Raw genomic sequence first — 25568 nt, forward strand, 5'->3', positions numbered from 1 at the left:
ATGGGAATGCTCATCTACGGGTCCGGCGACGAGTACGAGATCGAAGACCGCGCGCTCGCGCACCTGAAGGCCGTCATCGGGGCGAAGCTGCGCCGACAGGAGAGTTTCTTCCTCAGCTGGGCGAACGATCCCGAACACGGTTCGGGACGACGGTCGCTCTGGTTGTCCCCGAGCATCCCGCTGCAGTTCCGCTTCTTCGGGAGCCGCCCGCCGGAACTCAACCGCGCGTGGCTCGAGGTCCTCTCGGATTCATCGCACACCCCGCGAGGGCTACAGCTCATCCCGGAGTCCGAGGTCGAGGGGCACCTCGCGGGGAACGGGGCGTCGCGCGACGCGGGCACCGAGTCCCACGACCAGGACCACGGCTAGGACGATTCGTCCGTCCCCACGAGTAGGACACGGAGCGCCGTCTCCGGTGAGCCGCGACCGTCCGGAGGGATCGTCTCGCCGTGCGTATAGCGATCGACGACCCGCGGGTCGACGTAGCTGGACTTCGCGATCGCCGGGGTGTTGCCGAGGACCGCTGCGGCGTCGCGCATGGCCTGTGCGATGACCTTCGAGCGTGCCGTCTTACTCTGCACGGGTCCGGCCTTCGCCAGGCTCTCCGCGGCCGCGACGGTGCCGTGCAGCGTCCGGAAGTCCTTCGCGGTGAACTCGCCGTTCGTCAGCGCCCGGACGTAGTCGTTGATCTGGCTCGCCTGGAGGTGGCGCCACCGGTTCCCGTCCTTCCAGGCCAGGAGGCGGGCGTGCGGTCCACGGCGCTTCAAGGAGCGGATGAGCGAGGCCAGGTCGGCGTCGACGATGTCGGACTCCCAGGGCTGTCCGCTCTTCGCCGGGAACTTCAGCGCGACGGTGTCGCCGCTCACACGAGCGTGCGCTCCCTCGAGGGTCGACAGGCCGTGACTGCCGTTGGCCTCCGCATACTGCTCGCCGCCCACGCGCAGGGAGCCGGTGTCGAGCATGCGGAACGCGCCGGCTGACACCCGTGCCAGCGGGTATCCCTCGAGCCGGAGGTCCCGGGTGACCCGACCTCGCGCGGCAGGGAGCGCCTCTGCGAGGGCCAGGGCGCGGTCGAACTTGCTCCGGTCCTGACGCTCGCGCCACGACGGGTGGTAGAGGTACTGCCGTCGCCCGGCTGCATCGATCCCCGTCGCCTGGATGTGCCCGTTCGCGTAGGGGGTGATCCAGACGTCGTTCCACGCCGGAGGGACCACCAGGCCGTCGATCCGTGCCCGGATCTCCTGATCGTCGAGGAGCGAACCGTCCGGCATTCGATAACTGAAACCGCGCCCGGATCGAACCCGTCGGATGCCCTGTCCGTTCACGTCGCTGCGCCTCAGTCGTACCATCCGCCCAGGCTACGACGCGGTCGGATACCGCTCGGCGGGCTTGCGCCGTGCCGTGCGCTCGTGTCAGCCGACGGGTGGCAGCTCGGCGAGGAAGGCGTCGTGCAGGCGCCCGTTCGTCGCGAGGGAGCTCCGCGTGGAGATGGTCTCGATGCCGTCGATGTCCGTGAAGCGACCGCCGGCCTCGAGGACGATCGGCACGTGGGCGCCCAGGTCGTACTCCTGCACGCCGAATTCGGCCACGGCGTCGATCGAGCCCTCGGCGAGCAGCATGTAGGGCCACATGTCACCGATGGCCCGATCGCGCCACAGGGAGCCGCACAGGGCCAGCAGCTGGGGGATCCGCCCGACCGAGGCCCACTGCGCGATGCTCTGGAAGCTGAAGGACGCGTCGGCGAGGTCGGAGACCCCCGAGACGGACAGCCGGCGTGGGGTGGTCTCGCCGAACCGGACGCCCCACGCGCCGTGTCCGATGGCACCCCACCAGCGGGCGTGCATGGCGGGTGCGCTCACGACGCCGACGACAGGTACGCCGTCGACGGCGAGGGAGATGAGTGTCGCCCAGTTCGAGACGCCGCGGAGGAAGTTCGCCGTCCCGTCGATCGGGTCGACGATCCACTGCCGATCCGTCGGGCCCTGCGCGCCGTACTCCTCGCCGAACACGCCGTCGTCCGGGCGCTCGGTCTCGAGGATGCCGCGGATGGCGCGTTCGACGGCGAGGTCGGCGTCGGTGACGTGCGAGCGGTCCGGCTTGGTGGAGACCTCGAGGTCTCGGGCCTCGAAGCGGTCCATCGCGATGCGGTCGGCCGCGTCGGCGAGCCGGAGCGCGAGATCGAGGTCGGCGGGGGAGACGGTCACGGGTTCGGTCACCTCTCCAGGATAGGGTCGCGCGGGCCGGATCGAACGACGCTCGTGGGGTCGGCGACGTGCCGCCGCGACACGCCGACCGGCTCGATTTCGCACCCGGGCCAGTTGGGTGCTAGTGTCATATCTCGGTTCGGAACACTCCGATACCACGCACCTCTAGCTCAATTGGCAGAGCAACTGACTCTTAATCAGTGGGTTCCCGGTTCAAGTCCGGGGGGGTGCACCACACCAGCAACGGCCTCGTCTTCGGACGGGGCCGTTCTGCGTTTCGGCTCGACTCGCGTTCGGGCTTACGGCCCGACGAAACGCTCCGGTGACGTTTCGCGACAGCTCCCGTCCGATTCGCGTCATCGGAACCGAGTAGAGCGCGGGCATGAGACCCTGGAAGGGTCGGCAGCATGGCGGGATCGGGTCCTGCCCTTGCCGACGAAAGCCTCCGCGTGGTCACCCCACCGTGCGGAGCAGAGCGACGGTCGGGCATTCGTGCCCACCAGCGCCGTGACGCCTCATCGATTCGGGTTCGATGAGGCGTCATGCCCGCTCAACGGCCCGGTACGACGAAACGGCCGTCCACCGGAGTGGACGGCCGTTGTCGACGTGCGTGGCCGGTCAGGCGACCGAGCTGCGGCGCGCCGGCACCGGGTTGACGAGGCTCGCGTCGATGAACTCGGGTTCGGCCCAGACGGTGATGGGGTAGTGCTGCGGCTCGAGGAGGGTTCGCTCGACGAGCGTCGGCTCAGTGTCGTCAGCCGCCGCCTCGGACGGCGCGTCGATCGTCTCGGTGAGGGCCGCAGGTTCCTCGGCGACGGTCGGCTCGATGGCTTCGACGGCCTCGACCTCGCCGGCGGCGTCGACCGCGGACTCCTCCTGGCCACGAGACCAGAGCCGCCATCCGCGCGCAGGAGCGGCCTCGGCACGGACCGTCACCGCAGCCTGCTCGAGGTCGATGTCCGTCGCGATGTCGTGGGCGAGCTGCTGGGCGTAGACCTCGTGGAAGATCTCATCGCCGGAGCTCGGGGTGCGGCGCGACAGCACCCAGGCACCGTTGGCACCGAGCTCGCTCGCCAGTCGAGCGTGGACGAGGTCGAACAGCTGCTTCTCGGTCAGCTTCGATGCGGAGACTGGTGCTGCGTGGCGTCGGCGACCGAACATGGCGGGCCCTTCATCGAAAGCGGATCATCCGTGAGGCTGGACTGCCCTCATTGTCGATCACGAGGCGCGGAACGACGCGGAGACACGCGGGTGTGCGCTCCAATTCCCGGGTTCTCCGGGCGGTCGTGGTAGCGCGGGCGACGCGACCTCAGCGGCCGATCTCCGCCTGCTTGCTGTCGTCGAGCACCGAGCTGATCGCGAGGGCGAGCGAGATGCCCCAGCTCACCCAGAGGAGGGCGAGCTTCCAGTCCCGCGGTCCCTGTCGGGTCGCCTGGAGGGCGGAGATCCCGCCGAAGACCGTGGAGATCATGCTGCCGTTGAAGAGGAATTTGCGCATGACTTCACGCTAGCCGGTAGGGGAGGCCCCCCGCATCCGGGCTTTCCTTCGGGTTCTCGCCTGTGCTAGCGAATGCACGCTTCGCGAAGGCCAGTGAGGCGCGCAGCTGGCTGAGGCGGAGCGCGTCGCCGCCGGTTGCGGGCAGGTGCACCTCCGCGACGATGCTTCCCGACCAGTCCGCCGCGCGCAGCAGCTCGAGGACCTCGGCGACCGGCTGCTCACCGTCGCCCGGGAGGAGGTGCTCGTCGAGGAAGGCACCCCGCGGCGACGGTGCGGTCCCGTCGCACAGGTGCACGTGGCGGAGGCGGCCGCCGTAGCGGGTCGCGATCTCGAGCGAGTCCTCACCCGCGAGGGCCGCATGGGAGAAGTCGAGCGTCAGGGCGGCGCAGGCGAGCGGGGCCGGGTCGTAGCCGAAGGCGAACGGCTGCACCCGGAGCCCGCGGCTCTGGAAGCACGCCATGTTCTCGACGGCCAGCTCGAGTCCGTGCGTCTCGCTCAGCTCGGCGACGAGGTCGACGAAGGCGTGCGCGTAGCGCCGCTGCCAGCGGAACGGCGGGTGGACGACGACGGTCGACGCGCCGACGGCGGCGGCGAGCTCGGCCGAGCGGCGGAGCTTCTCCCGATGGTCGCGGCCCCAGACGAACGCGGTCCGGGTCAGGACCGGCGCGTGGATCGAGAGGATGTCGAGCCCGGTCTCGGCGGCGAGGGCGCGGAGGGCGTCGGCGTCCTGCGTGACGCGGTCCTGGGTCACCATGACCTCGACGCCGTCGTAGCCGGCTTCGGCGGCCAACTCGAACGCGCGCCGGGTTCCCAGCGGGTAGACGCAGGAGGTGCTCATGCCATGGCGGATCATCAGCGCAAGCATATGCTCGCCGTCTGAACACGCGGTTTCGCCATGCGGAACGCTGCTAGCCTGAACAGCGAACCCGAGTACCCCGGGAGGGCCATCATCACCAGATATTCCGCGCCTGACGGCGGATCAGCGTCGACCTTCGACTTCATCGTGGTATCCAACCGGCTGCCGGTCGATCGCGTCGTCGATGCAGACGGCGCCGAGAGCTGGCGGACCTCACCCGGTGGACTTGTGACCGCCCTCGAACCCGTCATGCGCGGTGCCGACGGCGCCTGGATCGGATGGGCCGGCTCTGCCGACCTCGAGATCGAGCCGTTCGACAACGACGACATGTGGATCATCCCGGTCCCGCTGTCCGAGGACGAGATCGCCCGCTACTACGAGGGCTTCTCGAACGACACCATCTGGCCGCTCTACCACGACGTCATCGCTCCGCCGAGCTACCACCGCGAGTGGTGGGACTCCTACGTCGCCGTGAACCGACGGTTCGCGGAGGCGGCCGCAGCGGCCGCGTCCGACGGCGGGACCGTCTGGGTGCAGGACTACCAGCTGCAGCTCGTGCCGAAGATGCTGCGTGAGCTGCGACCCGATCTCACGATCGGCTTCTTCAACCACATCCCGTTCCCGGCCTACGGCATCTACTCGCAGCTCCCATGGCGACGCCAGATCATCGAGGGACTGCTCGGCGCCGACGTCATCGGCTTCCAGCGCGTCGCGGACGCGGGCAACTTCTCCCGGGCGGTCCGCCGCCTGTTCGGGTACGAGACGAAGGGGGCCGCGATCCAGGTCCCGCTCGATGCGGCACTCGTGTCGGTCACGACGGACGCGGCACCGGTCGCCTCGAAGCGTGGCGCCCCGTACCGCACGGTGATCGCCCGGCACTTCCCGATCTCGATCGACAGCAAGGGGTACCAGGCCCTCGCGCAACGCCCCGACATCATCGCCCGTGCCAAGCAGATCCGCGAGGAGCTCGGCAACCCGGAGACGATCATGCTCGGCGTCGACCGCCTCGACTACACGAAGGGCATCGGGCACCGACTCAAGGCCTTCGGAGAGCTCCTCGCGCAGGGCAAGCTCGCGGTCGAGGACGTCACGCTCGTCCAGGTCGCCAGCCCCAGCCGCGAACGCGTCGAGACGTACCGTCAGCTCCGCGACGACATCGAGCAGACGGTCGGCCGGATCAACGGCGACTTCGGCACCATCGGCCACACCGCGATCCAGTACCTGCACCACGGGTACCCCCGCGAGGAGATGGCTGCCCTCTACCTCGCCGCCGACGTCATGCTCGTCACAGCCCTGCGCGACGGCATGAACCTCGTCGCGAAGGAGTACGTCGCCGCTCGCTACGACAACGACGGCGTCCTCGTGCTGAGCGAGTTCGCCGGCGCGTCCGACGAGCTGAAGCAGGCCCTCAAGATCAACCCGCACGACATCGAGGGGATGAAGTCGGCGATCCTCCAGGCCGTGCACATGACGAAGGCCGAGCGTGGTCGTCGCATGCGGGCGCTGCGCAAGCGCGTCATGGAGTACGACGTCGCGCGGTGGTCGGCGTCCTTCCTCGACGAGTTGCAGCGTGTGCGTGACCAGTCACCGACCATCGAGCAGGGGAGCACCACCCAGTCATGAGCACCACCGACGAGCCCACCGACACCCTCGGGGGGCTTCCCCTCGGACTGCGTGCGGAACTCCGCCGCCTGGCCGACGTCCCGAAGCTCCTGGTGGCCCTGGACTTCGACGGCACGCTGGCCCCCGAGGTCGACGACCCGGACCAGGCGCGGGCGCTGCCCGCGGCCCGCAAGGCCGTGTTGGCGCTGATGGACCTGGCAGGGACGCGCGTCGCACTCGTGTCCGGGCGTGCGATCGACAGTCTCGTGGCGGTGGCCGAGCTGCCAGACCACGCCCTGTTCGCCGGCTCGCACGGCGTCGAGATCCGTCTCGACAACCCCGACGACGCCCTCGCCCTCGACGATGAGGAGCGCGAACAGCGGGAGACCCTCCAACGGATCCTCCAGGACGTCGCGGAGGGTTACGATAATGTCTGGATCGAGCGGAAGCCGGCAGGGTTCGCCCTGCACACGAGGCTCGCCAGTGAAGAAGACTCCAGGATCGCCCACCTCGAAGCACTCGCCCACACCAAGGACGAGTTCGGCGCCCTGACGGTTCGAGAGGGCAAGAACGTCCTCGAGTTCTCGCTCAGGAGCGCGACCAAGGGCGAAGCCGTCGAACACCTCCGGCGGTACACCAAAGCAGATGCCGTGTTCTACGCGGGCGACGACGTCACGGACGAGGACGCGTTCGGCGCACTCGGCCCCGGCGACCTCGGGGTGAAGAGCGGCACCGGCGTGACCGCCGCCGACTTCAGGGTCGAAGGACCCTCCGAGATCGCGCGCGTCCTCGGCATGCTCGCGGAATATCGAAGCAACAAGGAAGCCGTAGACTCTTAAAATGCCAGAGATCGACATCAAACCACGCAGTCGTGCCGTCACCGACGGGATCGAGGCGACCACCTCGCGCGGCATGCTCCGCGCCGTCGGCATGGGCGACGAGGACTGGGACAAGCCCCAGATCGGCATCGCGAGCTCGTGGAACGAGATCACGCCCTGCAACCTCTCGCTCGACCGCCTCGCACAGGGGGCCAAGGAGGGCGTGCACTCCGGCGGGGGATACCCGCTGCAGTTCGGCACCATCTCCGTCTCCGACGGCATCTCCATGGGCCACGAGGGCATGCACTTCTCGCTCGTCTCGCGCGAGGTCATCGCCGACAGCGTCGAGACCGTGGTCATGGCCGAACGCCTCGACGGCACGGTCCTGCTCGCCGGCTGCGACAAGTCGCTGCCGGGCATGCTCATGGCCGCCGCGCGGCTCGACCTCTCCTCGGTCTTCCTCTACGCCGGATCGATCGCGCCGGGTTGGGTCAAGCTCTCCGACGGCACCGAGAAGGAGGTCACGATCATCGACTCTTTCGAGGCGGTCGGGGCCTGCAAAGCCGGCAACATGAGTGAAGAGGACCTGAAGCGCATCGAGTGCGCCATCGCCCCGGGCGAGGGCGCCTGCGGCGGGATGTACACGGCCAACACGATGGCGTCGGTCGCCGAGGCGCTCGGCATGAGCCTCCCGGGCTCGGCATCGCCCCCCTCGGCCGACCGCCGTCGCGACTACTTCGCGCACCGCTCGGGCGAGGCCGTGGTCAACATGCTCCGACTCGGCATCACCGCGCGCGACATCCTGACGAAGGAGGCGTTCGAGAACGCCATCGCCGTCGCGATGGCATTCGGCGGATCGACGAACGTGGTCCTGCACCTGCTCGCGATCGCCCGCGAGGCCGAGGTCGACCTCACGCTCGACGACTTCAACCGCATCGGCGACAAGGTGCCGCACATCGGCGACCTGAAGCCGTTCGGCCAGTACGTCATGAACGACGTCGACCGTCACGGCGGCGTCCCCGTCGTCATGAAGGCGCTGCTCGACGCCGGTCTGCTGCACGGCGACTGCCTCACGGTCACCGGCAAGACGGTCGCCGAGAACCTCGCCGACATCAACCCCGACCCGATCGACGGCACGGTCATCCGCACGCTCGACAACCCGATCCACGCGACCGGCGGCATCACGATCCTCAAGGGGTCGTTCGCGCCCGAGGGCGCCGTCGTGAAGACGGCCGGATTCGACGCCGAGGTCTTCGAAGGACCCGCGCGGGTCTTCGAACGTGAACGCGGAGCCATGGACGCGCTCACCGAGGGCAAGATCAACAAGGGCGACGTCGTCATCATCCGCTACGAGGGCCCGAAGGGTGGGCCGGGGATGCGCGAGATGCTCGCGATCACGGCCGCCATCAAGGGCGCCGGACTCGGCAAGGATGTACTACTGTTGACGGACGGTCGATTCTCAGGCGGCACAACCGGACTGTGCATCGGCCACATAGCACCCGAAGCGGTGGACGCAGGTCCAATCGCCTTCGTGCGCGATGGTGATCTGATACGGGTCGATATCGCTGGCCGCTCGCTCGACCTACTCGTCGACGAAGCAGAGCTGGAAGCCCGCCGCGACGGCTGGGCGCCTCTGCCCCCGCGCTATACCCGTGGCGTTCTCGCAAAGTACTCTCGTCTCGTGCACTCCGCAGCGGAGGGCGCGATCACGGGATAACCGAGCATCTCGTTCGTGCATCTCATCGCTGAAGGAATCATCATGCCCACGGAATCCCAACCCGTGCCTCATCCCAGAACACCTGCGGCCCCGGCCGCACCGGAGATCCTGACGGGAGCCCAGGCGATCGTCCGATCGCTCGAGCTCCTCGGGGTCACCGACATCTTCGGTCTGCCCGGCGGAGCGATCCTGCCGACCTACGACCCGCTGATGGACTCGACGAAGCTCCGTCACATCCTGGTCCGACACGAGCAGGGTGCCGGCCACGCGGCCGAAGGATACGCCGCCGCCGGTGGCGGGATCGGCGTGTGCATCGCGACGTCCGGCCCCGGCGCGACGAACCTCGTCACCGCGATCGCCGACGCCTACATGGACTCGGTGCCGATGGTCGCGATCACCGGTCAGGTGTTCTCGACCCTCATGGGCACGGACGCGTTCCAGGAGGCGGACATCGTCGGCATCACCATGCCGATCACGAAGCACTCCTTCCTCGTCAAGACCCCGGAGGAGGTCCCGGCGGCCATCGCCGCGGCCTACGAGATCGCGGGTACCGGCCGTCCCGGACCGGTGCTGGTCGACATCACGAAGGACGCCCAGCAGGCTGAAGCGCCGTTCATCTGGCCGCCGAAGGTCGACCTGCCCGGCTACCGTCCGGTGACGAAGGCGCACGGCAAGCAGATCCAGGCCGCTGCGCAGCTGCTCGTCAACGCCAAGAAGCCGGTGCTGTACGTCGGCGGCGGCGTGATCCGCTCCAAGGCCTCCGAGGAACTGCTCGCGCTGGCCGAGGCGACCGGGGCTCCGGTCGTGACGACGCTCATGGCTCGCGGGGCGTTCCCCGACTCGCACACGCAGCACCTCGGCATGCCCGGCATGCACGGCACCGTCCCGGCAGTGCTCGCGCTGCAGGAAGCCGACCTGCTCGTGTCGCTCGGTGCCCGATTCGACGACCGCGTGACCGGCAAGGCCTCGCTCTTCGCGCCGAACGCGAAGGTCGTCCACGTGGACGTCGACCCGGCCGAGATCTCGAAGATCCGCATCGCGGACGTCCCCATCGTGGGCGACGCGAAGGACGTCATCGTCGACCTCCAGTCGGCGTTCGAGGCAGCCGCCCGCGAGGTCACCCCCGACATCGCCGAGTGGTGGTCCTACCTCGACGGTCTCCGCGAGGAGTTCCCGCTGGGCTACGCCGAGCCGACCGACGGTCTGCTCTCGCCACAGCACGTGATCTCCCGCATCGGCGAGATCACCGGTCCGGAGGGCGTCTTCGCGTCGGGCGTCGGCCAGCACCAGATGTGGGCGGCGCAGTTCATCAAGTACGAGCGTCCGAACTCCTGGCTGAACTCCGGCGGTGCCGGGACCATGGGCTACTCAGTCCCTGCGGCCATGGGCGCCAAGGTGGCCCAGCCCGATCGCCACGTGTGGGCGATCGACGGCGACGGCTGCTTCCAGATGACCAACCAGGAACTCGCGACCTGCACGATCAACAACATCCCGATCAAGGTCGCGATCATCAACAACTCCTCACTGGGCATGGTCCGCCAGTGGCAGACGCTCTTCTACGACGGTCGGTACTCGAACACCGACCTGAACACCGGGCACGACACCATCCGGATCCCGGACTTCGTCAAGCTGGCCGAGGCCTACGGTTGCCTCGCGATCCGCGTGACGAAGGAGGAGGAGGTCGACGCCGCCATCAAGCTCGCCCTGGAGACGAACGACCGTCCGGTCGTCATCGACTTCGTCGTGAGTGCCGACGCGATGGTGTGGCCGATGGTGCCGCAGGGCGTCAGCAACAGCTACGTCCAGTACGCCAAGGACCACAGTCCGTCGTTCGATGAGGAGGCCTGAGCATGAGCAGCCACGTCCTGAGCCTCCTCGTCGAGGACAAGCCCGGTCTGCTGACCCGCGTCGCCGGGTTGTTCGCCCGCCGGGGCTTCAACATCGAGAGTCTCGCGGTCGGCCACAGCGAGATCGAGGGTCTGTCCCGGATCACGGTCGTCGTCGACGTCGAGGAGCTTCCGCTCGAGCAGGTGACGAAGCAGCTGAACAAGCTCATCAACGTCATCAAGATCGTCGAGCTGGATCCGGCGCAGTCCGTCCAGCGTGAGCACCTGCTCATCAAGGTCCGCGTCGACAACTCCACCCGTTCCCAGGTGCTGGAAGCCGTCAACCTGTTCCGGGCCCGCGTCGTCGACGTGGCGACGGACGCCCTCGTGATCGAGGTCACGGGCGACTCCGGGAAGACGACCGCGCTCCTCAAGGTGCTCGAGCCCTACGGCATCAAGGAGATCGCCCAATCGGGTCTCCTCGCCATCGGGCGCGGCTCGAAGTCCATCACCGAACGCGTCTTCAAGAACTAGTCGCATCTGCGGCATATTGCGAAACCACAACCAAGGAGAGAACCACCAGTGACTGAGATTTTCTACGACCAGGACGCAGACCTGTCGCTCATCCAGGGCAAGAAGGTTGCCGTTATCGGCTACGGCTCGCAGGGCCACGCACACGCGCTCAACCTCCGCGACTCCGGTGTCGAGGTCGTCGTCGGCCTGAAGGACGGCTCGAAGTCGATCGCCAAGGCCGAGGAGCAGGGCTTCACCGTCAAGAACGTCGCCGACGCCTCCGCATGGGCCGACGTCATCGTCATCCTCGCTCCGGACCAGCACCAGCGCACGATCTTCGCCGAGTCCATCAAGGACCAGCTCGCTCCGGGCAAGGCGCTCGTCTTCGGCCACGGCTTCAACATCCGCTTCGGCTACATCGAGGCTCCTGAGGGCGTCGACATCTTCATGGTCGCCCCGAAGGGCCCGGGCCACACCGTTCGTCGCGAGTACGAGGCCGGCCGCGGCGTCCCCGTCATCGTCGCCGTCGAGAAGGACGAGACCGGTGGCGCGTGGGCGCTCGCCTGGTCCTACGCCAAGGCGATCGGTGGCCTCCGTGCCGGTGGCATCAAGACCACCTTCACCGAGGAGACCGAGACCGACCTCTTCGGCGAGCAGGCCGTCCTGTGCGGTGGCGTCTCGCAGCTGATCCAGTACGGCTTCGAGACCCTGACCGAGGCCGGGTACCAGCCGCAGATCGCCTACTTCGAGGTGCTCCACGAGCTGAAGCTCATCGTCGACCTCATCTGGGAGGGTGGCATCGCCAAGCAGCGTTGGAGCGTCTCCGACACGGCTGAGTACGGCGACTACGTCTCCGGCCCGCGCGTCATCGACCCGAGCGTCAAGACCAACATGCAGGCGGTCCTCAAGGACATCCAGGACGGCACCTTCGCCAAGCGCTTCATCGACGACCAGGACGCCGGCGCGCCCGAGTTCCTCGAGCTGCGCAAGAAGGGCGAGGACCACCCGATCGAGGCCACCGGTCGCGAGCTGCGCAAGCTCTTCGCGTGGAACGCCTCGAACGACGACGACTACGTCGACGGCAGCGTCGCCCGCTAGTCTCCGCTCGTCCAGCCGCTCAGCGGCACCGAGCCAGAACGCCCGCCCCGATCCGCCGGGGCGGGCGTTCCGTCGTCTGCGGGAGCCTCAGGCCGTCGCTGCTCCGGTCGTGCCCGGCTCGAAAAAGATCTCGATGACCGGGATCGGGGTGTCGGGTTCACCGATCGGCAGGTGCAGGGTCACCGTGTCGGGACCGAGTCCCTTCGGTTGGGTGTGCTGGTTCGGCAGATCGTGCTCCGGGCGATGCACCTGGAACGGCACCTCGGAGCCGTCCGACAACAGCTGCGCGTAGCGCACCCGGCCGCCGAGACCGGGCAGGTGCAGGTGCACGAACGGCCAGGCGAAGACGTGTACGTACAGCCGGTCGCCGCGTTGCGTGTATCGGACGTCGGTCGGACTGCTGAACTCCGACGGGCCGCATCCTCGGATCGCCCGCTCGTGGAGTGCGAACCAGTCGGCGAGGACGTCGAGTCGTTCGATCGCGCGAGGATCGATCGTCCCGCGCGCGGTCGGTCCGATGTTCAGCAGCATGTTGCCGTTCTTCGAGACCGAATCGATGAGCATCCGCAGGAGCAGCTCCGGCGACTTGTAGTCGAGGTTGTCGCGGTCGTACCCCCAGCTGCCGTTCAGGGTCTGGCAGGCCTCCCACCGGAGGGGGTCGCCGTCGGGACCGACCGGCGTCACCACGGGCTGGTACTGCTCGGGGGTGGTGACGTCGCCCGGGAGCTCGAGGCGGTCGTTGATGAGGATCTCCGGCTGCAGCCCGCGGATCATCTCGACGAGTTCCTCGGAGCCCCAGTCGGCGGCGCCCTTCCCCGGCAGACCTTCGATGCCCTGCGAGTAGCTGAAGTCGAAGAAGAGGTAGTCGATCGGGCCGTAGCCGGTGAGCAGCTCGCGCACCTGGCCGTGCAGGTAGTCCCGGTAGCGGGACCAGTCACGGTCGGCGTTCGCTGCGAGCGCCTCGGGGTCGTCGCGTCGCGGGTGGATGCCGTCGACCGTGAAGTCGGGGTGATGCCAGTCGATGAGCGAGTGGTAGAAGCCGATCCGGAGCCCCTCGGCGCGGAAGGCCTCCACGAACTCCGCCACGAGGTCACGGCCGGCGGGCGTGTGCATGGACGTGAAGTCGGTGAGTGCCGAATCCCACAGGCAGAAGCCGTCGTGGTGCTTCGTCGTGAGCACCGCGTACCGGAAGCCGGCCGCCTTGGCCTGCCTGGCCCAGGCGCGGGGGTCGAACCGGTCGGGGTCGAAGTGCTCGCGGTAGCGCTCGTAGTGTTCGGCCGAGAGGTGTTCCCGCGTCTGCACCCACTCATGGCGTGCCGGGAGGGCGTAGAGGCCCCAGTGCAGGAACAATCCGAATCTCGCCTCGTCGAACCAGGCGGTGTCGGGTCGGGGGATGGTGGTCTCGGTCACGGCGGCCCTTCGATCGTCGAGTGGGTTCACGGCGGTGCGGGGGCAGGCTAACACGAAAGGTCGGATGTCTGCTGTCCGGTGGGCCGGCGTGGTCAGGACGGCGGACCTCCTGCGCGTCGACGGTTCAGGCGTCGTGGGGTTCGAAGACCTGCACGGGCACGCCGGTGTCCAGCGATGCCTTCGCCGCCAACGCGACCGTCAGGGCCGCGAGGGCACTCCGGCCGGTCACTCGGAACGGTTGGACGTCTCGCTTCACGCAGTCGAGGAAGGAGGCCATCTGTCGTCGGTAGGGATCGGTCTCGTCGAGGTCGTAGGAGCCGTGCGCGGCGGCCGATCCCAGCGCGTCGACCGAGAGCGGCGGTGCGTGGGTCGGGGACGCACCGACGAATCGGTGGGCGATGAGCCCGGTGCTGCCGAGCACCTCGATGGCCGAGCTGAATCCGAAGGCCGGCGGGAGCTCCATGGAGGTGAGGACGCGCCCGATCCCGCCGTCGGCGTAGTCGACCGTCGTCTCGATCGGGCGACCGGTGCCGGTGCGTCGTGCTGACACGGATCGCGGCTGACCGAGGAGCTGGTTCAGCTGGTCGAAGTCGTGGATCGCGAAGTCGACGAGGGGGCCGCCGGAGCGTCGCTCGTCCTGCCACCACGGTGACGGGGCGGCGGGGGAGCTCAGCCGTTCGGCCGTGACGGCGAGGGGTGTGCCGACAGCCCCGGCCCGCACCGCGTCGTCGATCGCCTCGTACCCGCCGAAGAACCTGACGACGTGCGCGACCATGAACGTCCGGCCGGACTCGTCGGCGGCCTGCAGGATCGCGTTGGCGTCGGCGAGCGTCAGGGCGATCGGTTTCTCCAGCAGGACGTGCTTGCCGGCACGGAGCGCCCTGACGGCGAGACCCCGATGGGTGTCGGTCGGCGTGCAGATGACGACGATCCCCACGGAGGCATCCAGGAGCACCTCGTCGACCGAGGTGGTGAGTCGTGCGGCCGGTGCCTCCGGCATGGCTCTCGGCGACCGAGCCGAGCACAGGTAAGTGATCCGGTCGGCTGCACCGAGTCCGGCGAGCGCGCGGACGTGCGCCAGTCCCATGGCACCGGTGCCGATGACGGCGATCCGGTCCGCCATCACCGCGTCACCGCTTCTCTCCAGCAGCCAGGTCCTCGCGCAGGCGGCTGAGGGTCGCGTCGTCGACGTCCCCGCCCAGCATCCTGATGCCCAGGGCGGCGGCTCCGACCAGGCCGTCGGCGACCGGGACGAGTCGGGCCCCGGCGGCAGCCGATGACAGGCGGTCCGCGGCCGAGGGGACGGACGGGAGGAGTCCGTCGACGAGCACGCTGCCGCCGACGACGAGCGTGCTCTCCCTGTGGTCCGAATCCGGAGCCAGCACCCGTTCCACGAGGACCGCCAGGCGGTCGACGGCAGCGTCGAGGATGGACCGCGCGACGTCGTCGTCCGCGGCTTGGAAGGCGAGCGGCGCCAGGCGGGCGATGGCGATGGGGGGACCGTCGTTCACCGAGCGGATGAGTGTGTCGAGTACCGGGGACCGGCGGTGGTCCGCGTCACCGGATGAGGACGGGTCCGGAGTGAACCCGACCGCCTGGGAGAGCAGCGGGGTGAGGCCCGTGCGGGGGCCGATGCCGTCGAGGTCGGCGGCGACCGCGCGGATCACGCGCCGGGCGATCCAGAATCCGGAGCCGCCATCGCCGAGGAGCCAGCCGGCACCGCCGACCTCCCGGACGACGAGACGGTCCTTGATCCGTCCCCCGACGCTCCCGGTCCCCGCGACGAGCACGACGCCGTCCGGCGACGCCGAGCCGGAGCCGTACATGCCGAGCAGATCCGGTTCGATCACGACCGGTCCGAGTCCGAGCGGTACGAGGTGTGCGTCCAAGGCGCGGCGGTAGGCGTCGGACACCTGCCCCGCCTGCGTGATCACCACGAGCGACCCGGACGGGAGGGGCGGTATGGACGACGTCGTCCTGGCCTGGTCGAGTGCGGCACGAGCCGCGAGCGCGATCTGCGTGGCAGCGCTGTCCACACCGGACGACGTCGGATTCCCGCCGCCCGCGCGCCCGGAACCGAGGCGACGTCCTGAGGCGTCCACGAGCACCGCGCGGGACGAGGTGCCGCCGGCGTCGACCGCCAGAGTTGTTTTCATCATCGTCATCATCTCGAAACATGTTGCCGTGGGCCACAACGTACTGTAAGAATCAGTTTCGCGTCACTCCAACGGAGGAGAAAAGGAATTTCCATGACTGTTTCCATCCGCACCGACCCACCGGTCGAGCACGCCACCGGCGTGACCAACCGGATTCGGTCGCGGATGCCGGAGATGTCCGGGGTCATGCTGCGTATCGCCGACTACCTGTTGGAGAACCCAGACGCGCCCCTCACCCTCACGATCGGTGAGCTCGCAGCCGATTCGGGCGTCTCAGCGGCGACCATCACCCGCTTCTGCCGGATCATCGGGTACACCGGCTACGCGCCGTTCCGGGTCGACCTCGCCAAGGACTTCGGTCGCAGCACCGCACGCGACTCCTGGCAGACCGACATCGGCCGGGCGTTCGGCCCCGACGACTCGGCTCCGGACGTCCTGAGCACGCTGCTCAACGCGCACACCCGGACGCTGCGGGAGACCGCCGACGTGATCGACCTCGAGGTCATGCTCGAGATCGCCGCAGCCATCGCGCGCGCCCGGAACGTCGACATCTACGGTGTCGGCGGCAGCGCGATGCTCGCCGACGAGATGCAGGCCAGGCTGTACCGGATCGGCATCAGCACGCACGCCTGGTCGGAGGTCCACGCGGGCCTCACGAGCGCGGCGATCCAGGGCCCGGACTCGGTCGCCTTGGGCATCAGCAACACCGGGCGCACCGAGGAGACCATCCAGATGCTCCGCCAGGCGGGTCGCGCGGGCGCGCTCACCGTGGCGATCAGCAACAACCCGGACTCCCCGCTCGTCGCCGCGTCGACGCTGGCTATCATCACCTCGGCCCACGAACGGTTCCTGCAGCCCGACGACCTCTCCGCCAAGCACGGTCAGCTGTTCGTCCTGGATCTGTTGTACCTGTTCGTCGCGCAGCAGAACTTCGAGCGCACGACCAAGCGCCTCGCGGCCTCCGCCCTTGCGGTCGCCCCGCACCGCCGACCCACCAAGGCCGGAGCCCTGTCCGAGACCGCCTCGCCCGCGGGCGTCTGAGAGGAACCGAATGAGCACCACATCCACCACCACCTGGACCGATCACGTCGATCGCTACACCGACGAGGTCACCTCGCGCCTCGCGGACATCACCCAGGCGGCCCGGTCCGGCGAACTCGACCCCGCGATCGACCTGCTGGTCGCGGCCCTCGAACGCGGAGCGGTCATCCAGGCGTTCGGCACCGGCCACTCGGAGGCGTTCGCGATGGAGATCGCCGGCCGCGCCGGTGGACTGATCCCGACGAACAAGATCGCCCTGCGGGACGTCGTCCTCCGCGGCGAACGGTCCGTCGACGACCTCGGTGGTGCCGCGCTGGAGCGCAGCGGCGACGTCGCGGCGGAGCTCTTCGCGATCTCACCGGTGGGGGAGGGCGACGTGTTCATCATCGCGTCGAACTCCGGCGTCAACGGGTCGATCGTGGGACTCGCCCTGATCGCCAAGGAGCACGGCCACCCCGTCATCGCCGTGACCTCGCTGGAGCACACCTCGCGCGTCGAGCCGAAGCACCCGAGCGGGCTGCGGCTCTCCGAGGTGGCCGACGTGGTGCTCGACAACCGCGCTCCGTTCGGCGACGCGACCATCGAGGTCCAGGACGGCGTCCCGGTCGGCGCGGTGTCCTCGATCACGGCGGCCTACCTCGCGCAGCTCCTCACCATCGGCGTCGCGGCGAGGATCGCGGCGACCGGCGAGACCCCGCCGCTCTACATCTCGGCCAACATCCCGGGCGGCGACGAGCACAACAGTGTGCTCGAGGACCGCTACCGGGGCCGGATCAGACGTGACGCCTGAACCCGAGGCGTCGCAACACCAGCACCACACACCCGACAACACCACCCCGACAGCACCACACCCGGGCAACATTCGAATCACTGGAAGGTAGACCGATGGACAAGCAGCCAGCAACGCTCCAACGCCGCGATTTCCTGCGAGGAGCACTCGCGACCGCGATCCTCCTCCCGCTGGGCGGGACGCTCGCGTCCTGTGTCGGCGGCGGAGGCGGGGCGACCACCACCGGCGGACCGGTCTCGGCCGACAACCCGTTCGGCATGGCCGCCAACTCGACGGTCGACGCCGTCATCTTCAAGGGCGGGTACGGTATCGAGTACACCGAGTTCGCCGGGAAGCTCGTCGAGAAGCAGCAGGCAGGCTCGACCGTCAAGGTCACGGCCGCGACGAACATCGCGCAGACCCTCCAGCCGCGGTTCGTCGCCGGCAACCCGCCGGACGTCATCGACAACAGCGGCGCCGGCCTCATCGGCATCAACACGATCCGCGAGCAGCTCGCCGACCTGACGGACGTCATCGAGGCGAAGAACTACGAGGGCAAGGTCATCAAGGACACCCTCTACCCGGGTGTCGTCGAGCCGGGCACCTTCGACGGCAAGTTCGTGCAGTTGAACTACGTGCTGACGGTCTACGCGGTCTGGTACTCGGCAGCGCTCTTCGAGGCGAACGGCTGGACGCCCCCGAAGACCTGGGCTGAGGCACTCGATCTCGGTGCGAAGGCCAAGGCGCAGGGCAAGTACCTGTTCGGTTGGGGCACCGAGGCGGCCACCTACTACCTGACGATGGCGATCGCGTCCGCGATCAAGGAGGGCGGCGACGAGGTCCGTCTGGCGCTCGAGAACCTCGAGGCGGACTGCTGGTCGAAGCCGGCCGTCCAGGACGTGCTCAAGGGTCTCAAGGCGATCATCGACGCCGGCTACGTCAAGCCCGGTGGCGCCGGAACGCAGTTCACCGCTGCGCAGGCGCAGTGGAGCAACTCGGAGGACTTCATCCTCTACCCCTCGGGTGGCTGGATCGAGAACGAGATGAAGACCCAGACGAAGGACGGATTCAAGATGACCGGCGCGCCCGAGCCGACGGTCTCCGCCGACTCAGCCCTGCCGTACTCGGCGCTGCACAGCACCGCCGGTGAAGGGTTCATCGTCCCGTCGCAGGGCAAGAACGTCGGCGGTGGCAAGGAGTTCCTGCGGGCCATGCTGTCGAACGACGCCGCGGTGAACTTCGCCAAGACGACCTTCTCGTCGACGATCGTCAAGGACACGATCCCCGAGGACGGCTTCGGCTCGACGGCGCTCGTGTCCCAGGTGAAGATGTTGAACGACGCGGGCACGGATGTGTTCTCGTGGAGCTTCATCGACCTGTACGGACTCAACACGGACCTCCTCGTCCTCTGGAACACGTTCCTGCAGGGTGGTTCCGACGTCGCCACGCTCACCAAGGGCATGCAGGACATCTCCGACAAGGTCCGCAGCGACGACTCCGTGGACAAGGTCACCGTCAAATGACGGCGGTCGGCACGCCGATCGGGAAGGTGGGAGGGGCTACCCCTCCCGCCGCCCGGCGGTTGCGCCGCCGGGACTTCACGTTCGACCGGGTCTCGTTCTTCCTGGTCTTCCTGATCGTGCCGGTGGTGGGGTACGTCGTCTTCGTGGTCTCACCGTTCGCACAAGCGGCGTACTACTCGTTGACGAACTGGTCCGGGTTCTCCCCGGGCATGGACTTCGTCGGGTTCTCGAACTACACGAAGCTCTTCCAGGACCAGACCTTCCTCCAGTCCATGGGCAACAGCGTCGCGCTCGCGATCGTCCTGCCGCTCGTGACCCTCGGGATCGCATTCCTCTTCGCCTCCCTCATCACGATCGGCGGGCCGAGCAACGGTCCGATCCGCGGCCTCCGCAACTCGAGCGTGTACCGGGTGATCACCTTCTTCCCGTACGTCGTGCCGGCCATCGTCATCGGCCTCGTCTGGAAGCAGATCTACGACCCGTCGTCCGGGCTGCTGAACGGCTTCCTGACCGGCATCGGGCTCGACCAGTTCACCTCCTTCGCCTGGCTCGGTTCGCCGGACACGGCGATGATCGCGACCATGTTCGTCATCGTCTGGGGACTCATCGGGTTCTACACGGTGCTCTTCATCGCGGCGATCAAGGGCGTGCCGGCCGAAGTGTACGAGGCGGCACGGATCGACGGCGCGGGCCGCCTGCGGACCGCGATCACGATCACGATCCCGCTGATCCGCGACAACATCCAGACGGCGTACATCTACATGGGCATCCTCGCCCTCGACGCGTTCGTGTACATGGCCGCGTTGAATCCCGGCGGCGGCCCGTCCAACACGACGCTCGTGATGTCGCAGCAACTGTTCACGACGGCGTTCACCAAGGGCCAGTTCGGCTACGCCTGCGCGATGGGGGTCGTGCTCGCGCTCGTCACCCTGATGTTCGCGGGCGTCGTCTTCCTGGTCAGCCGACTCACCGGCGGCAACGATGAAGGGGTGGCGGAATGACCGTCCAGACCACGGCGACGACCGCGAACCCGGCGGTCGTCGGAACCGGCACGCGCACACCGGCCAGCCGCAAGCCGACCACGGGCGACCGCGTCGTCGGGACGGCATCGCACACGGTGCTCATCATCTGGTCGATCGTGGTCGTCGTCCCGCTGCTCTGGACGGTCATGTCGTCGTTCAAGACAAGCTCCGAGATCTTCGCCTCGCCGTTCTCGCTGCCTTCGAAGTGGAACTTCGACAACTACGTGAATGCGTGGACGACGGCCGGTATCGGCAGCTTCTTCCTGAACTCGATCGTGGTGGTGTTCGGCGCCCTGATCGTGACCATGCTGTTCGGCTCGATGTGTGCGTATGTGCTGGCGCGGTTCCGCTTCTTCGGGAGCCGGGCCATCTACTACCTGATGCTCGCCGGCCTCACGTTCCCCGTGTTCCTCGCGATCGTGCCGTTGTTCTTCGTGCTGCAGAGCCTCGGGTTGCTCAACTCGCTCCCGGGACTCATCCTCACGTACGCGGCGTTCGCCTTCCCGTTCACGGTGTTCTTCCTGTTCTCGTTCTTCAAGTCGCTGCCGGTCTCCATCGCGGAGGCGGCCGCGATCGACGGAGCGGGGGAGTGGCGGACCTTCTTCCAGGTGATGCTGCCCATGGCGAGGCCGGGGCTCGCGACCGTCGCGATCCTCAACTTCGTGGGGCTGTGGAACCAGTTCCTCCTGCCGGTGGCGCTCAACTCGAACCCGCAGAACTACGTGCTGACGCAGGGGATGGCGTCCTTCGCCGCCCAGGCCGGGTACTCGGTGGACTTCGGTGCGCTCTTCGCGGCGTCCGTGATCACCGTGGTCCCCGTGCTCATCGTGTACCTGATCTTCCAGCGCCAGCTGCAGGGTTCGGTGTCGCAGGGCACGGACAAGTAGCGCAGCGGCGTGCGCGTCCTCGGCTCGAGCGGATCACTGGAACAATGGGTCCAATGAGCCTCCAGTCGCCAATCGCCGTCGAGATCGCCGTCCAGGACGTGGAGGGGGTCCGCATCGCCATCCGCGAGGGAGCCCAGCGGGTCGAGCTGTGCCAGGCCCTCGGCACCGGTGGGCTCACCCCCTCCATCGGACTGGTGATGGCGGCGGTCCGCGCTGCGGACGAAGCCGGGCTCAGCGACTTCGTGCACGTGCTCGTGCGTCCGCGAGAGGGCGGTTTCGTCTACTCGCCCGCGGAGATCGACGTCATGTCCGGCGACATCCTCGCGCTCGAGGCCGCGGGTGCTGCGGGCATCGTGGTCGGCGCTCTCCGGTCCGATCGCACGATCGACCTGGAGGCGCTGGCGCAGCTGCGTCAGGCTGCGGGCTCGCTCGCGGTGACGTTCCATCGGGCCGTCGACGCGACGACCGACCCCGTCCGGTCCGCCGACCAGCTGCGCGATGCCGGTGTGGACCGTCTGTTGACCTCCGGCGGCGCGCGGGCGAGCATCGACGGTGCGGAGAAGCTCGCGCAGATGGCCTCGAGGGGCGACAGCTCGATGCAGATCATGGCCGGTGGCGGCGTCACGATCGATGCGATCCCCGTCCTCGCCCGGGCAGGTGTCGACGCGGTGCACCTCTCCGCCCGTCGCCGTGCCGGCCGGGTCACGGAGACCGGCCCCGGCGGAGGGTCGCCGAGCTACGACATCACGGACGCGACGACCGTCGCTCGCGCGGTGGCCGCGGCCAGGCGCGCCGCCGTCGCCGTCTGAGATCCGTCGGGACCGACGGGATCGTCGACAGGTCCCGTCGAGCGATCAGATCGCCACGATGACGAGGGCGAGGATCAGCACGAGCTGACCGATGAGCCGTGGGACGAACGGCACGGCGAGGCGGCCGAACCGCTCGGGCTGCCGCGCGGCCGCGGCGTTTGCCGGGAACACCGCGACGAGGAACACGATCAGGCAGACCACTGCGGCGAGCCTGGTGGGTGGGACGAGCAGGCCGACGCCGCCCGCGATCTCGCACACGCCGGTGATGGCGACGAGCATCCGCGGTGTGATGGTGCTGCCCCGCAGGGGTCCCGGGATCATCGCGGCCATGGTCCTCGCCGGTCCCGGGAGGAAGTGGAGGACTCCCATGCCGATGAACATGATCGCGAGGACGACGGTCAGGGCGGACTGCAGGAGCGGGAACGGGTTCACCAGGCAATTCTGCTCCGTCGCGTCCGGATCGCCGCACTCGGTGATCGGCCCGGCGGCGATAGGCTGGCGGTATGACTGAGCCGCGGGACGAAGATGCGCTGAGCTGGGCGGGCGACGACGATCCGACGCTCGATGCCTCGGCTTCCGGCGACCGGACCACGCTCGAGCCCGCATCGCAGGAGCCGATCACGCGTGGTCGGGCGACCGCGGCGGTCCCGTCGGCCGCGGAGTCGGCCGGTCAGGTCGAAGAACCGGTAGCCCCTCCTGTCGAGGTCGACGTCGCGAAGCCGACCGACCCGGTCACGGATGAGGCTGCCGCCGGAGAGCGCGAGCAGATGAGCTCGGTCATGCTGGTCACCCTCGGCATCTTCGGTGGGGTCTTCCTGCTGTACAGCGTCGGTTGGCTGATCTCGGCGTTCCGTCCTGACGCGGCCGTCCCGAGCGATGCGGTCGGCCGGTTCATGTTCGATCTCGGACAGGGACTCGCGGTCGCCGCGGGACCCGTGTGGATGGCCGCGACGCTCTGGTTGACGCGTGGCGGCAGACCCGTCGTCAGGATCGCGATGCTCCTGCTCGGTGTCGTGCTCATCCTGCCCTGGCCGTTCCTCCGAGGAGTGTGACCCTGATGCCCTCCACCACCGCGGACCCCGTGTCGAAACCCGCCGCCGAGCGACCCGGCTGGCTCAGCTGGTCCATCGCCGTCCTGTTCGGCCTGTTCTTCGCCTATGACGTCTTCGAAGCCGTCGGCAACCTCGTCGGCATCGTCGGGACGGCGAACGGCCTCGCCGTTCCGGTCCTGCCGCTCGGCTGGGTCGTCCTCATCGGCGGCCTGCTCCTGCCGGTCGTGGCCTTCGCGATCGCCTTCTGGACCGGTCGCGAGCGGTCGCTCGGCGAGCAGACCGTGCGCTACCTCGTCGCCCTGTGCGTCGTCGCGGCGATCTCGCTGTCGGTCCTCGCGATGTTCGGCGCGCAGCAGCTGATCGACCTCTCCGTCTGACCCGGCCGCCGCATCGTCACACGACGAACCGCCCGGTGCGCCTCCGATAGGCTTGCGATGGCCGCCGGACACCGACGCGCTGCCCACCCCACTGCTACTGCGAAGGAACCGTTCCGTGTCGAAACCGGTCGTACTGATCGCCGAAGAACTCTCACCAGCAACCGTCGACGCCCTCGGGCCCGACTTCGACGTGCGCTCCGTCGACGGGACGGACCGCCCGGCTCTGCTCGCGGCGATCGCCGACGCCGACGCCATCCTGGTCCGATCCGCGACCAAGGTCGACGAGGAGGCCATCCAGGCGGCCACCCGGTTGAAGGTCGTCGCGCGCGCGGGTGTCGGTCTCGACAACGTCGACATCAAGGCCGCCACGACGGCCGGGGTCATGGTCGTCAACGCACCCACGTCGAACATCATCTCCGCGGCCGAGCTCACCGTCGGCCACATCCTGAGCCTCGCCCGCCACATCCCGGCCGCGCACGCCGCGCTCGCCCAGGGGCAGTGGAAGCGGTCCAAGTACACCGGTACCGAGCTCTATGAGAAGACCATCGGCATCATCGGCCTCGGCCGTATCGGTGCCCTCATCACGGCCCGTCTGCAGGCGTTCGGCACGAACGTCATCGCGTACGACCCCTACATCACGTCCGCTCGTGCGCAGCAGCTCGGGGTGCAGCTGGTCACGCTCGACGAGCTGCTGGCGCAGTCCGACTTCATCACCATCCACATGCCGAAGACGCCGGAGACGACGGGCATGATCGCCGGCCCGCAGTTCGCGCTCATGAAGCCGACGGCCTACGTCGTCAACGTCGCCCGCGGCGGCCTGATCGACGAGGACGCGCTGTACGAGGCGCTGTCCAACAACGTCATCGCCGGTGCCGGCCTCGACGTCTTCGTCAGCGAGCCGCCCACCGACACGAAGCTGCTCGGGCTCGAGAACGTCATCGTGACGCCGCACCTCGGTGCGTCCACGGATGAGGCACAGGAGAAGGCCGGCGTCTCGGTCGCCAAGTCCGTGCGCCTCGCGCTCGGCGGCGAACTCGTCCCGGACGCGGTCAACGTCGCCGGCGGCGTGATCGACCCCTACGTCCGTCCCGGCATCCCGCTCGTCGAGAAGCTCGGGCAGGTGTTCGCCGCGCTGTCGACCTCGTCGCTCACGAGCGTCGACGTCGAGGTCCACGGCGAGCTGAGCGGGTACGACGTCAGCGTCTTGAAGCTGGCCGCGCTCAAGGGGATCTTCACGAACATCGTCAGCGAGACGGTCTCGTACGTGAACGCCCCGCTGCTCGCCGAGCAGCGCGGTGTCGTCACGCGCCTGCTCACCGACGAGGTGAGCGAGGAGTACCGCAACGTCATCACGCTGCGCGGAGCCCTCAGCGACGGATCGCAGATCTCGGTGTCGGGCACGCTGACGGGCACGAAGCAGACCGAGAAGATCGTCGAGATCAACGGCTACGACGTCGAGGTGCCGTTCGCGAAGCACCACATCGTGATGGTCTACACCGACCGACCCGGCATCGTTGCCGTCTACGGCCAGCGGTTCGGCGAGGCGGGCATCAACATCGCGGGCATGCAGATCGCCCGTCACGAGGCCGGTGGCCCGGCGCTCAGCGTCCTGACGGTCGACTCACCGGTCGCCGACGACGTCCTCGAGGTCATCCGCGAGACGATCGACGCGACACTACTCCGCGAGATCGACATCACCGAGCAGTAGCCCGACCGCTGCTCCGACCCGATGCCCCGCGCCGTCCGGTGCGGGGCATCGTCGTCCGCAGGCCGAGGCGCCGACGCCGTTCCGGTGCGCCCGGCGGGCGTCGCGGCTCAGCGCCCGCCGGCGGGGAGCAGTCGCGCGATGACGGCCAGGAGCCGCTCGATCGACTCGTCGCTGCCCTCGTCGGGGTCGCTGACACCCATGCCGAGCTGCGCCGTGTTGGCGTAGAGGCCGTCGGACATCAACACGATGGCACGAGCGGTGTCGGGGTCGCCGACGGCGTCCTCCACCGTGCGCAACCAGCTCCGGCGGATGTCCGCCATCGCGTCGCTCGCCTGGGCGTGCTGTCCCTGCGCCAGCCGCGCGACGGCGATGATCGTCCGGTCGAACGGGGTGCCGCAGTCGACCGAGGTGCGCACGAAGTACTCGACGACGCCCTCCGGGGCCGCGAGCATCCGCGCCGTGTCGGCCTCGCTCATGTCCGAGAGCCGCTCGATGAGGCCGTCGACGAGGGCCTCCTTGCTGCCGAAGTGGTAGAGCAGTCCGCCCTTGGAGACACCGGCCGCCGCGGCGACGGCGTCGAGGGTGGCGGCGCGTTCGCCCTGCTCGATGAGGAGTTCGGCGAAGGCGTCGAGGACGCGTTCTCGGGCTGCGGTCTGCTTCGCCATGGCTCCATCGTATTCGG

Annotated in this window: 26 protein-coding genes and 1 tRNA gene; 17 read left to right on the forward strand and 10 right to left on the reverse strand. The window is 68.6% G+C overall.

The features are described 5' to 3' along the window. Entirely contained in the window at positions 1–369 is a 369-nt protein-coding gene (locus EAO79_RS11485) for a hypothetical protein (protein WP_124769053.1), read from the forward strand. Here EAO79_RS11485 and EAO79_RS11490 read toward each other — a convergent pair. Together EAO79_RS11490 and EAO79_RS11495 are read right to left on the reverse strand one after the other, a co-directional pair. Beyond that, positions 366–1349, reverse strand: a complete 984-nt coding sequence (locus EAO79_RS11490; RefSeq protein ID WP_124769054.1) for a DNA topoisomerase IB — start codon at positions 1347–1349, stop codon at positions 366–368. The genes EAO79_RS11485 and EAO79_RS11490 overlap by 4 nt on opposite strands. Before the next feature lie 63 nt (positions 1350–1412). Further along, on the reverse strand, positions 1413–2216 hold the full coding sequence (locus EAO79_RS11495) for an inositol monophosphatase family protein (RefSeq protein WP_241160860.1): 804 nt from the start codon (positions 2214–2216) through the stop codon (positions 1413–1415). Positions 2217–2363: 147 nt separating this feature from the next. Here EAO79_RS11495 and EAO79_RS11500 point away from each other — a divergent pair. Then, positions 2364–2439 (forward strand) — tRNA-Lys (locus tag EAO79_RS11500). A gap of 383 nt (positions 2440–2822) precedes the next feature. Here the strand turns inward: EAO79_RS11500 and EAO79_RS11505 are convergent. The 3 genes from EAO79_RS11505 to EAO79_RS11515 all read right to left on the reverse strand — a co-directional run bounded on the left by EAO79_RS11505 (position 2823) and on the right by EAO79_RS11515 (position 4540). Then, entirely contained in the window at positions 2823–3365 is a 543-nt protein-coding gene (locus EAO79_RS11505; protein WP_124769055.1) for a hypothetical protein, read from the reverse strand. A gap of 148 nt (positions 3366–3513) precedes the next feature. After that, positions 3514–3702, reverse strand: coding sequence for a hypothetical protein (locus tag EAO79_RS11510; RefSeq protein WP_079705603.1), 189 nt, complete (start codon positions 3700–3702; stop codon positions 3514–3516). Positions 3703–3706: 4 nt separating this feature from the next. After that, positions 3707–4540, reverse strand: a complete 834-nt coding sequence (locus EAO79_RS11515; protein WP_241160861.1) for a sugar phosphate isomerase/epimerase — start codon at positions 4538–4540, stop codon at positions 3707–3709. A gap of 57 nt (positions 4541–4597) precedes the next feature. Between EAO79_RS11515 and otsA the strand changes: the two genes are divergently transcribed. The 6 genes from otsA to ilvC are packed head-to-tail and all read left to right on the forward strand — an operon-like array spanning position 4598 to position 12132. Then, on the forward strand, positions 4598–6181 hold the full coding sequence (gene otsA / locus EAO79_RS11520; protein ID WP_079705604.1) for an alpha,alpha-trehalose-phosphate synthase (UDP-forming): 1584 nt from the start codon (positions 4598–4600) through the stop codon (positions 6179–6181). Then, complete coding sequence (gene otsB / locus EAO79_RS11525; RefSeq protein ID WP_124769057.1) at positions 6178–6999, forward strand: trehalose-phosphatase; 822 nt, start codon at positions 6178–6180, stop codon at positions 6997–6999. Before otsA ends, otsB begins: the two co-directional genes overlap by 4 nt. A gap of 1 nt (position 7000) precedes the next feature. Continuing rightward, the gene (gene ilvD / locus EAO79_RS11530) at positions 7001–8695 is read left to right on the forward strand and encodes a dihydroxy-acid dehydratase (protein ID WP_064296246.1); all 1695 of its coding nucleotides are present in this window, start codon (positions 7001–7003) and stop codon (positions 8693–8695) included. Between the two features lie 42 nt (positions 8696–8737). Further along, entirely contained in the window at positions 8738–10543 is a 1806-nt protein-coding gene (locus EAO79_RS11535) for an acetolactate synthase large subunit (RefSeq protein WP_085510581.1), read from the forward strand. 2 nt (positions 10544–10545) lie between these two features. Then, entirely contained in the window at positions 10546–11055 is a 510-nt protein-coding gene (gene ilvN / locus EAO79_RS11540) for an acetolactate synthase small subunit (protein WP_064296248.1), read from the forward strand. A 48-nt stretch (positions 11056–11103) separates the two neighbouring features. Further along, on the forward strand, positions 11104–12132 hold the full coding sequence (ilvC, locus tag EAO79_RS11545; RefSeq protein ID WP_064296249.1) for a ketol-acid reductoisomerase: 1029 nt from the start codon (positions 11104–11106) through the stop codon (positions 12130–12132). An 87-nt stretch (positions 12133–12219) separates the two neighbouring features. Here the strand turns inward: ilvC and EAO79_RS11550 are convergent, their stop codons facing one another. The 3 genes from EAO79_RS11550 to EAO79_RS11560 all read right to left on the reverse strand — a co-directional run bounded on the left by EAO79_RS11550 (position 12220) and on the right by EAO79_RS11560 (position 15698). Next, a complete protein-coding gene (locus EAO79_RS11550; RefSeq protein WP_241160862.1) occupies positions 12220–13542 on the reverse strand; it encodes an alpha-L-fucosidase in 1323 nt (440 codons plus the stop codon). A 124-nt stretch (positions 13543–13666) separates the two neighbouring features. Next, positions 13667–14665 carry a Gfo/Idh/MocA family protein gene (locus EAO79_RS11555; RefSeq protein WP_124769058.1) on the reverse strand — a complete coding sequence of 333 codons (999 nt, stop codon included), beginning with the start codon at positions 14663–14665 and terminating at the stop codon, positions 13667–13669. 7 nt (positions 14666–14672) lie between these two features. Next, the gene (locus EAO79_RS11560) at positions 14673–15698 is read right to left on the reverse strand and encodes an N-acetylglucosamine kinase (protein ID WP_164486931.1); all 1026 of its coding nucleotides are present in this window, start codon (positions 15696–15698) and stop codon (positions 14673–14675) included. Between the two features lie 93 nt (positions 15699–15791). Between EAO79_RS11560 and EAO79_RS11565 the strand changes: the two genes are divergently transcribed. From EAO79_RS11565 to EAO79_RS11590, 6 genes are all read left to right on the forward strand, one after another. Continuing rightward, a complete protein-coding gene (locus tag EAO79_RS11565) occupies positions 15792–16739 on the forward strand; it encodes a MurR/RpiR family transcriptional regulator (protein WP_124769060.1) in 948 nt (315 codons plus the stop codon). A gap of 10 nt (positions 16740–16749) precedes the next feature. Beyond that, positions 16750–17529 (forward strand): sugar isomerase domain-containing protein, encoded by a 780-nt coding sequence (locus EAO79_RS11570; RefSeq protein ID WP_124769061.1) that lies wholly within the window; start codon positions 16750–16752, stop codon positions 17527–17529. Between the two features lie 95 nt (positions 17530–17624). Continuing rightward, positions 17625–19031 carry an N-acetylglucosamine/diacetylchitobiose ABC transporter substrate-binding protein gene (ngcE, locus tag EAO79_RS11575; protein WP_124769062.1) on the forward strand — a complete coding sequence of 469 codons (1407 nt, stop codon included), beginning with the start codon at positions 17625–17627 and terminating at the stop codon, positions 19029–19031. Continuing rightward, entirely contained in the window at positions 19028–20032 is a 1005-nt protein-coding gene (locus EAO79_RS11580) for a carbohydrate ABC transporter permease (protein WP_124769063.1), read from the forward strand. The genes ngcE and EAO79_RS11580 overlap by 4 nt, the downstream gene beginning before the upstream one ends. Next, positions 20029–20940 (forward strand): carbohydrate ABC transporter permease, encoded by a 912-nt coding sequence (locus tag EAO79_RS11585; RefSeq protein WP_079705611.1) that lies wholly within the window; start codon positions 20029–20031, stop codon positions 20938–20940. Before EAO79_RS11580 ends, EAO79_RS11585 begins: the two co-directional genes overlap by 4 nt. A 53-nt stretch (positions 20941–20993) precedes the next feature. Further along, the gene (locus EAO79_RS11590) at positions 20994–21749 is read left to right on the forward strand and encodes a copper homeostasis protein CutC (RefSeq protein WP_124769064.1); all 756 of its coding nucleotides are present in this window, start codon (positions 20994–20996) and stop codon (positions 21747–21749) included. A 45-nt stretch (positions 21750–21794) separates the two neighbouring features. On the opposite strand, the gene EAO79_RS11595 is transcribed toward EAO79_RS11590, so the two are convergent. Then, positions 21795–22181 carry a DoxX family protein gene (locus tag EAO79_RS11595; RefSeq protein WP_236555406.1) on the reverse strand — a complete coding sequence of 129 codons (387 nt, stop codon included), beginning with the start codon at positions 22179–22181 and terminating at the stop codon, positions 21795–21797. A 71-nt stretch (positions 22182–22252) separates the two neighbouring features. Here EAO79_RS11595 and EAO79_RS19090 point away from each other — a divergent pair, with 71 nt between their 5' ends. From EAO79_RS19090 to serA, 3 genes are all read left to right on the forward strand, one after another. After that, on the forward strand, positions 22253–22801 hold the full coding sequence (locus tag EAO79_RS19090) for a hypothetical protein (RefSeq protein ID WP_164486833.1): 549 nt from the start codon (positions 22253–22255) through the stop codon (positions 22799–22801). Between the two features lie 5 nt (positions 22802–22806). After that, positions 22807–23178 carry a bacitracin resistance protein gene (locus EAO79_RS11605; protein WP_124769067.1) on the forward strand — a complete coding sequence of 124 codons (372 nt, stop codon included), beginning with the start codon at positions 22807–22809 and terminating at the stop codon, positions 23176–23178. 115 nt (positions 23179–23293) lie between these two features. After that, positions 23294–24886, forward strand: coding sequence for a phosphoglycerate dehydrogenase (gene serA / locus EAO79_RS11610; RefSeq protein ID WP_071260923.1), 1593 nt, complete (start codon positions 23294–23296; stop codon positions 24884–24886). A 107-nt stretch (positions 24887–24993) separates the two neighbouring features. Here the strand turns inward: serA and EAO79_RS19475 are convergent, their stop codons facing one another. Then, positions 24994–25551, reverse strand: a complete 558-nt coding sequence (locus EAO79_RS19475) for a TetR/AcrR family transcriptional regulator (protein ID WP_079705616.1) — start codon at positions 25549–25551, stop codon at positions 24994–24996. Positions 25552–25568 lie beyond the last annotated feature (17 nt).

Origin of the sequence: Plantibacter sp. PA-3-X8, from assembly GCF_003856975.1 — a bacterium.
GTDB lineage: Bacteria > Actinomycetota > Actinomycetes > Actinomycetales > Microbacteriaceae > Plantibacter > Plantibacter auratus.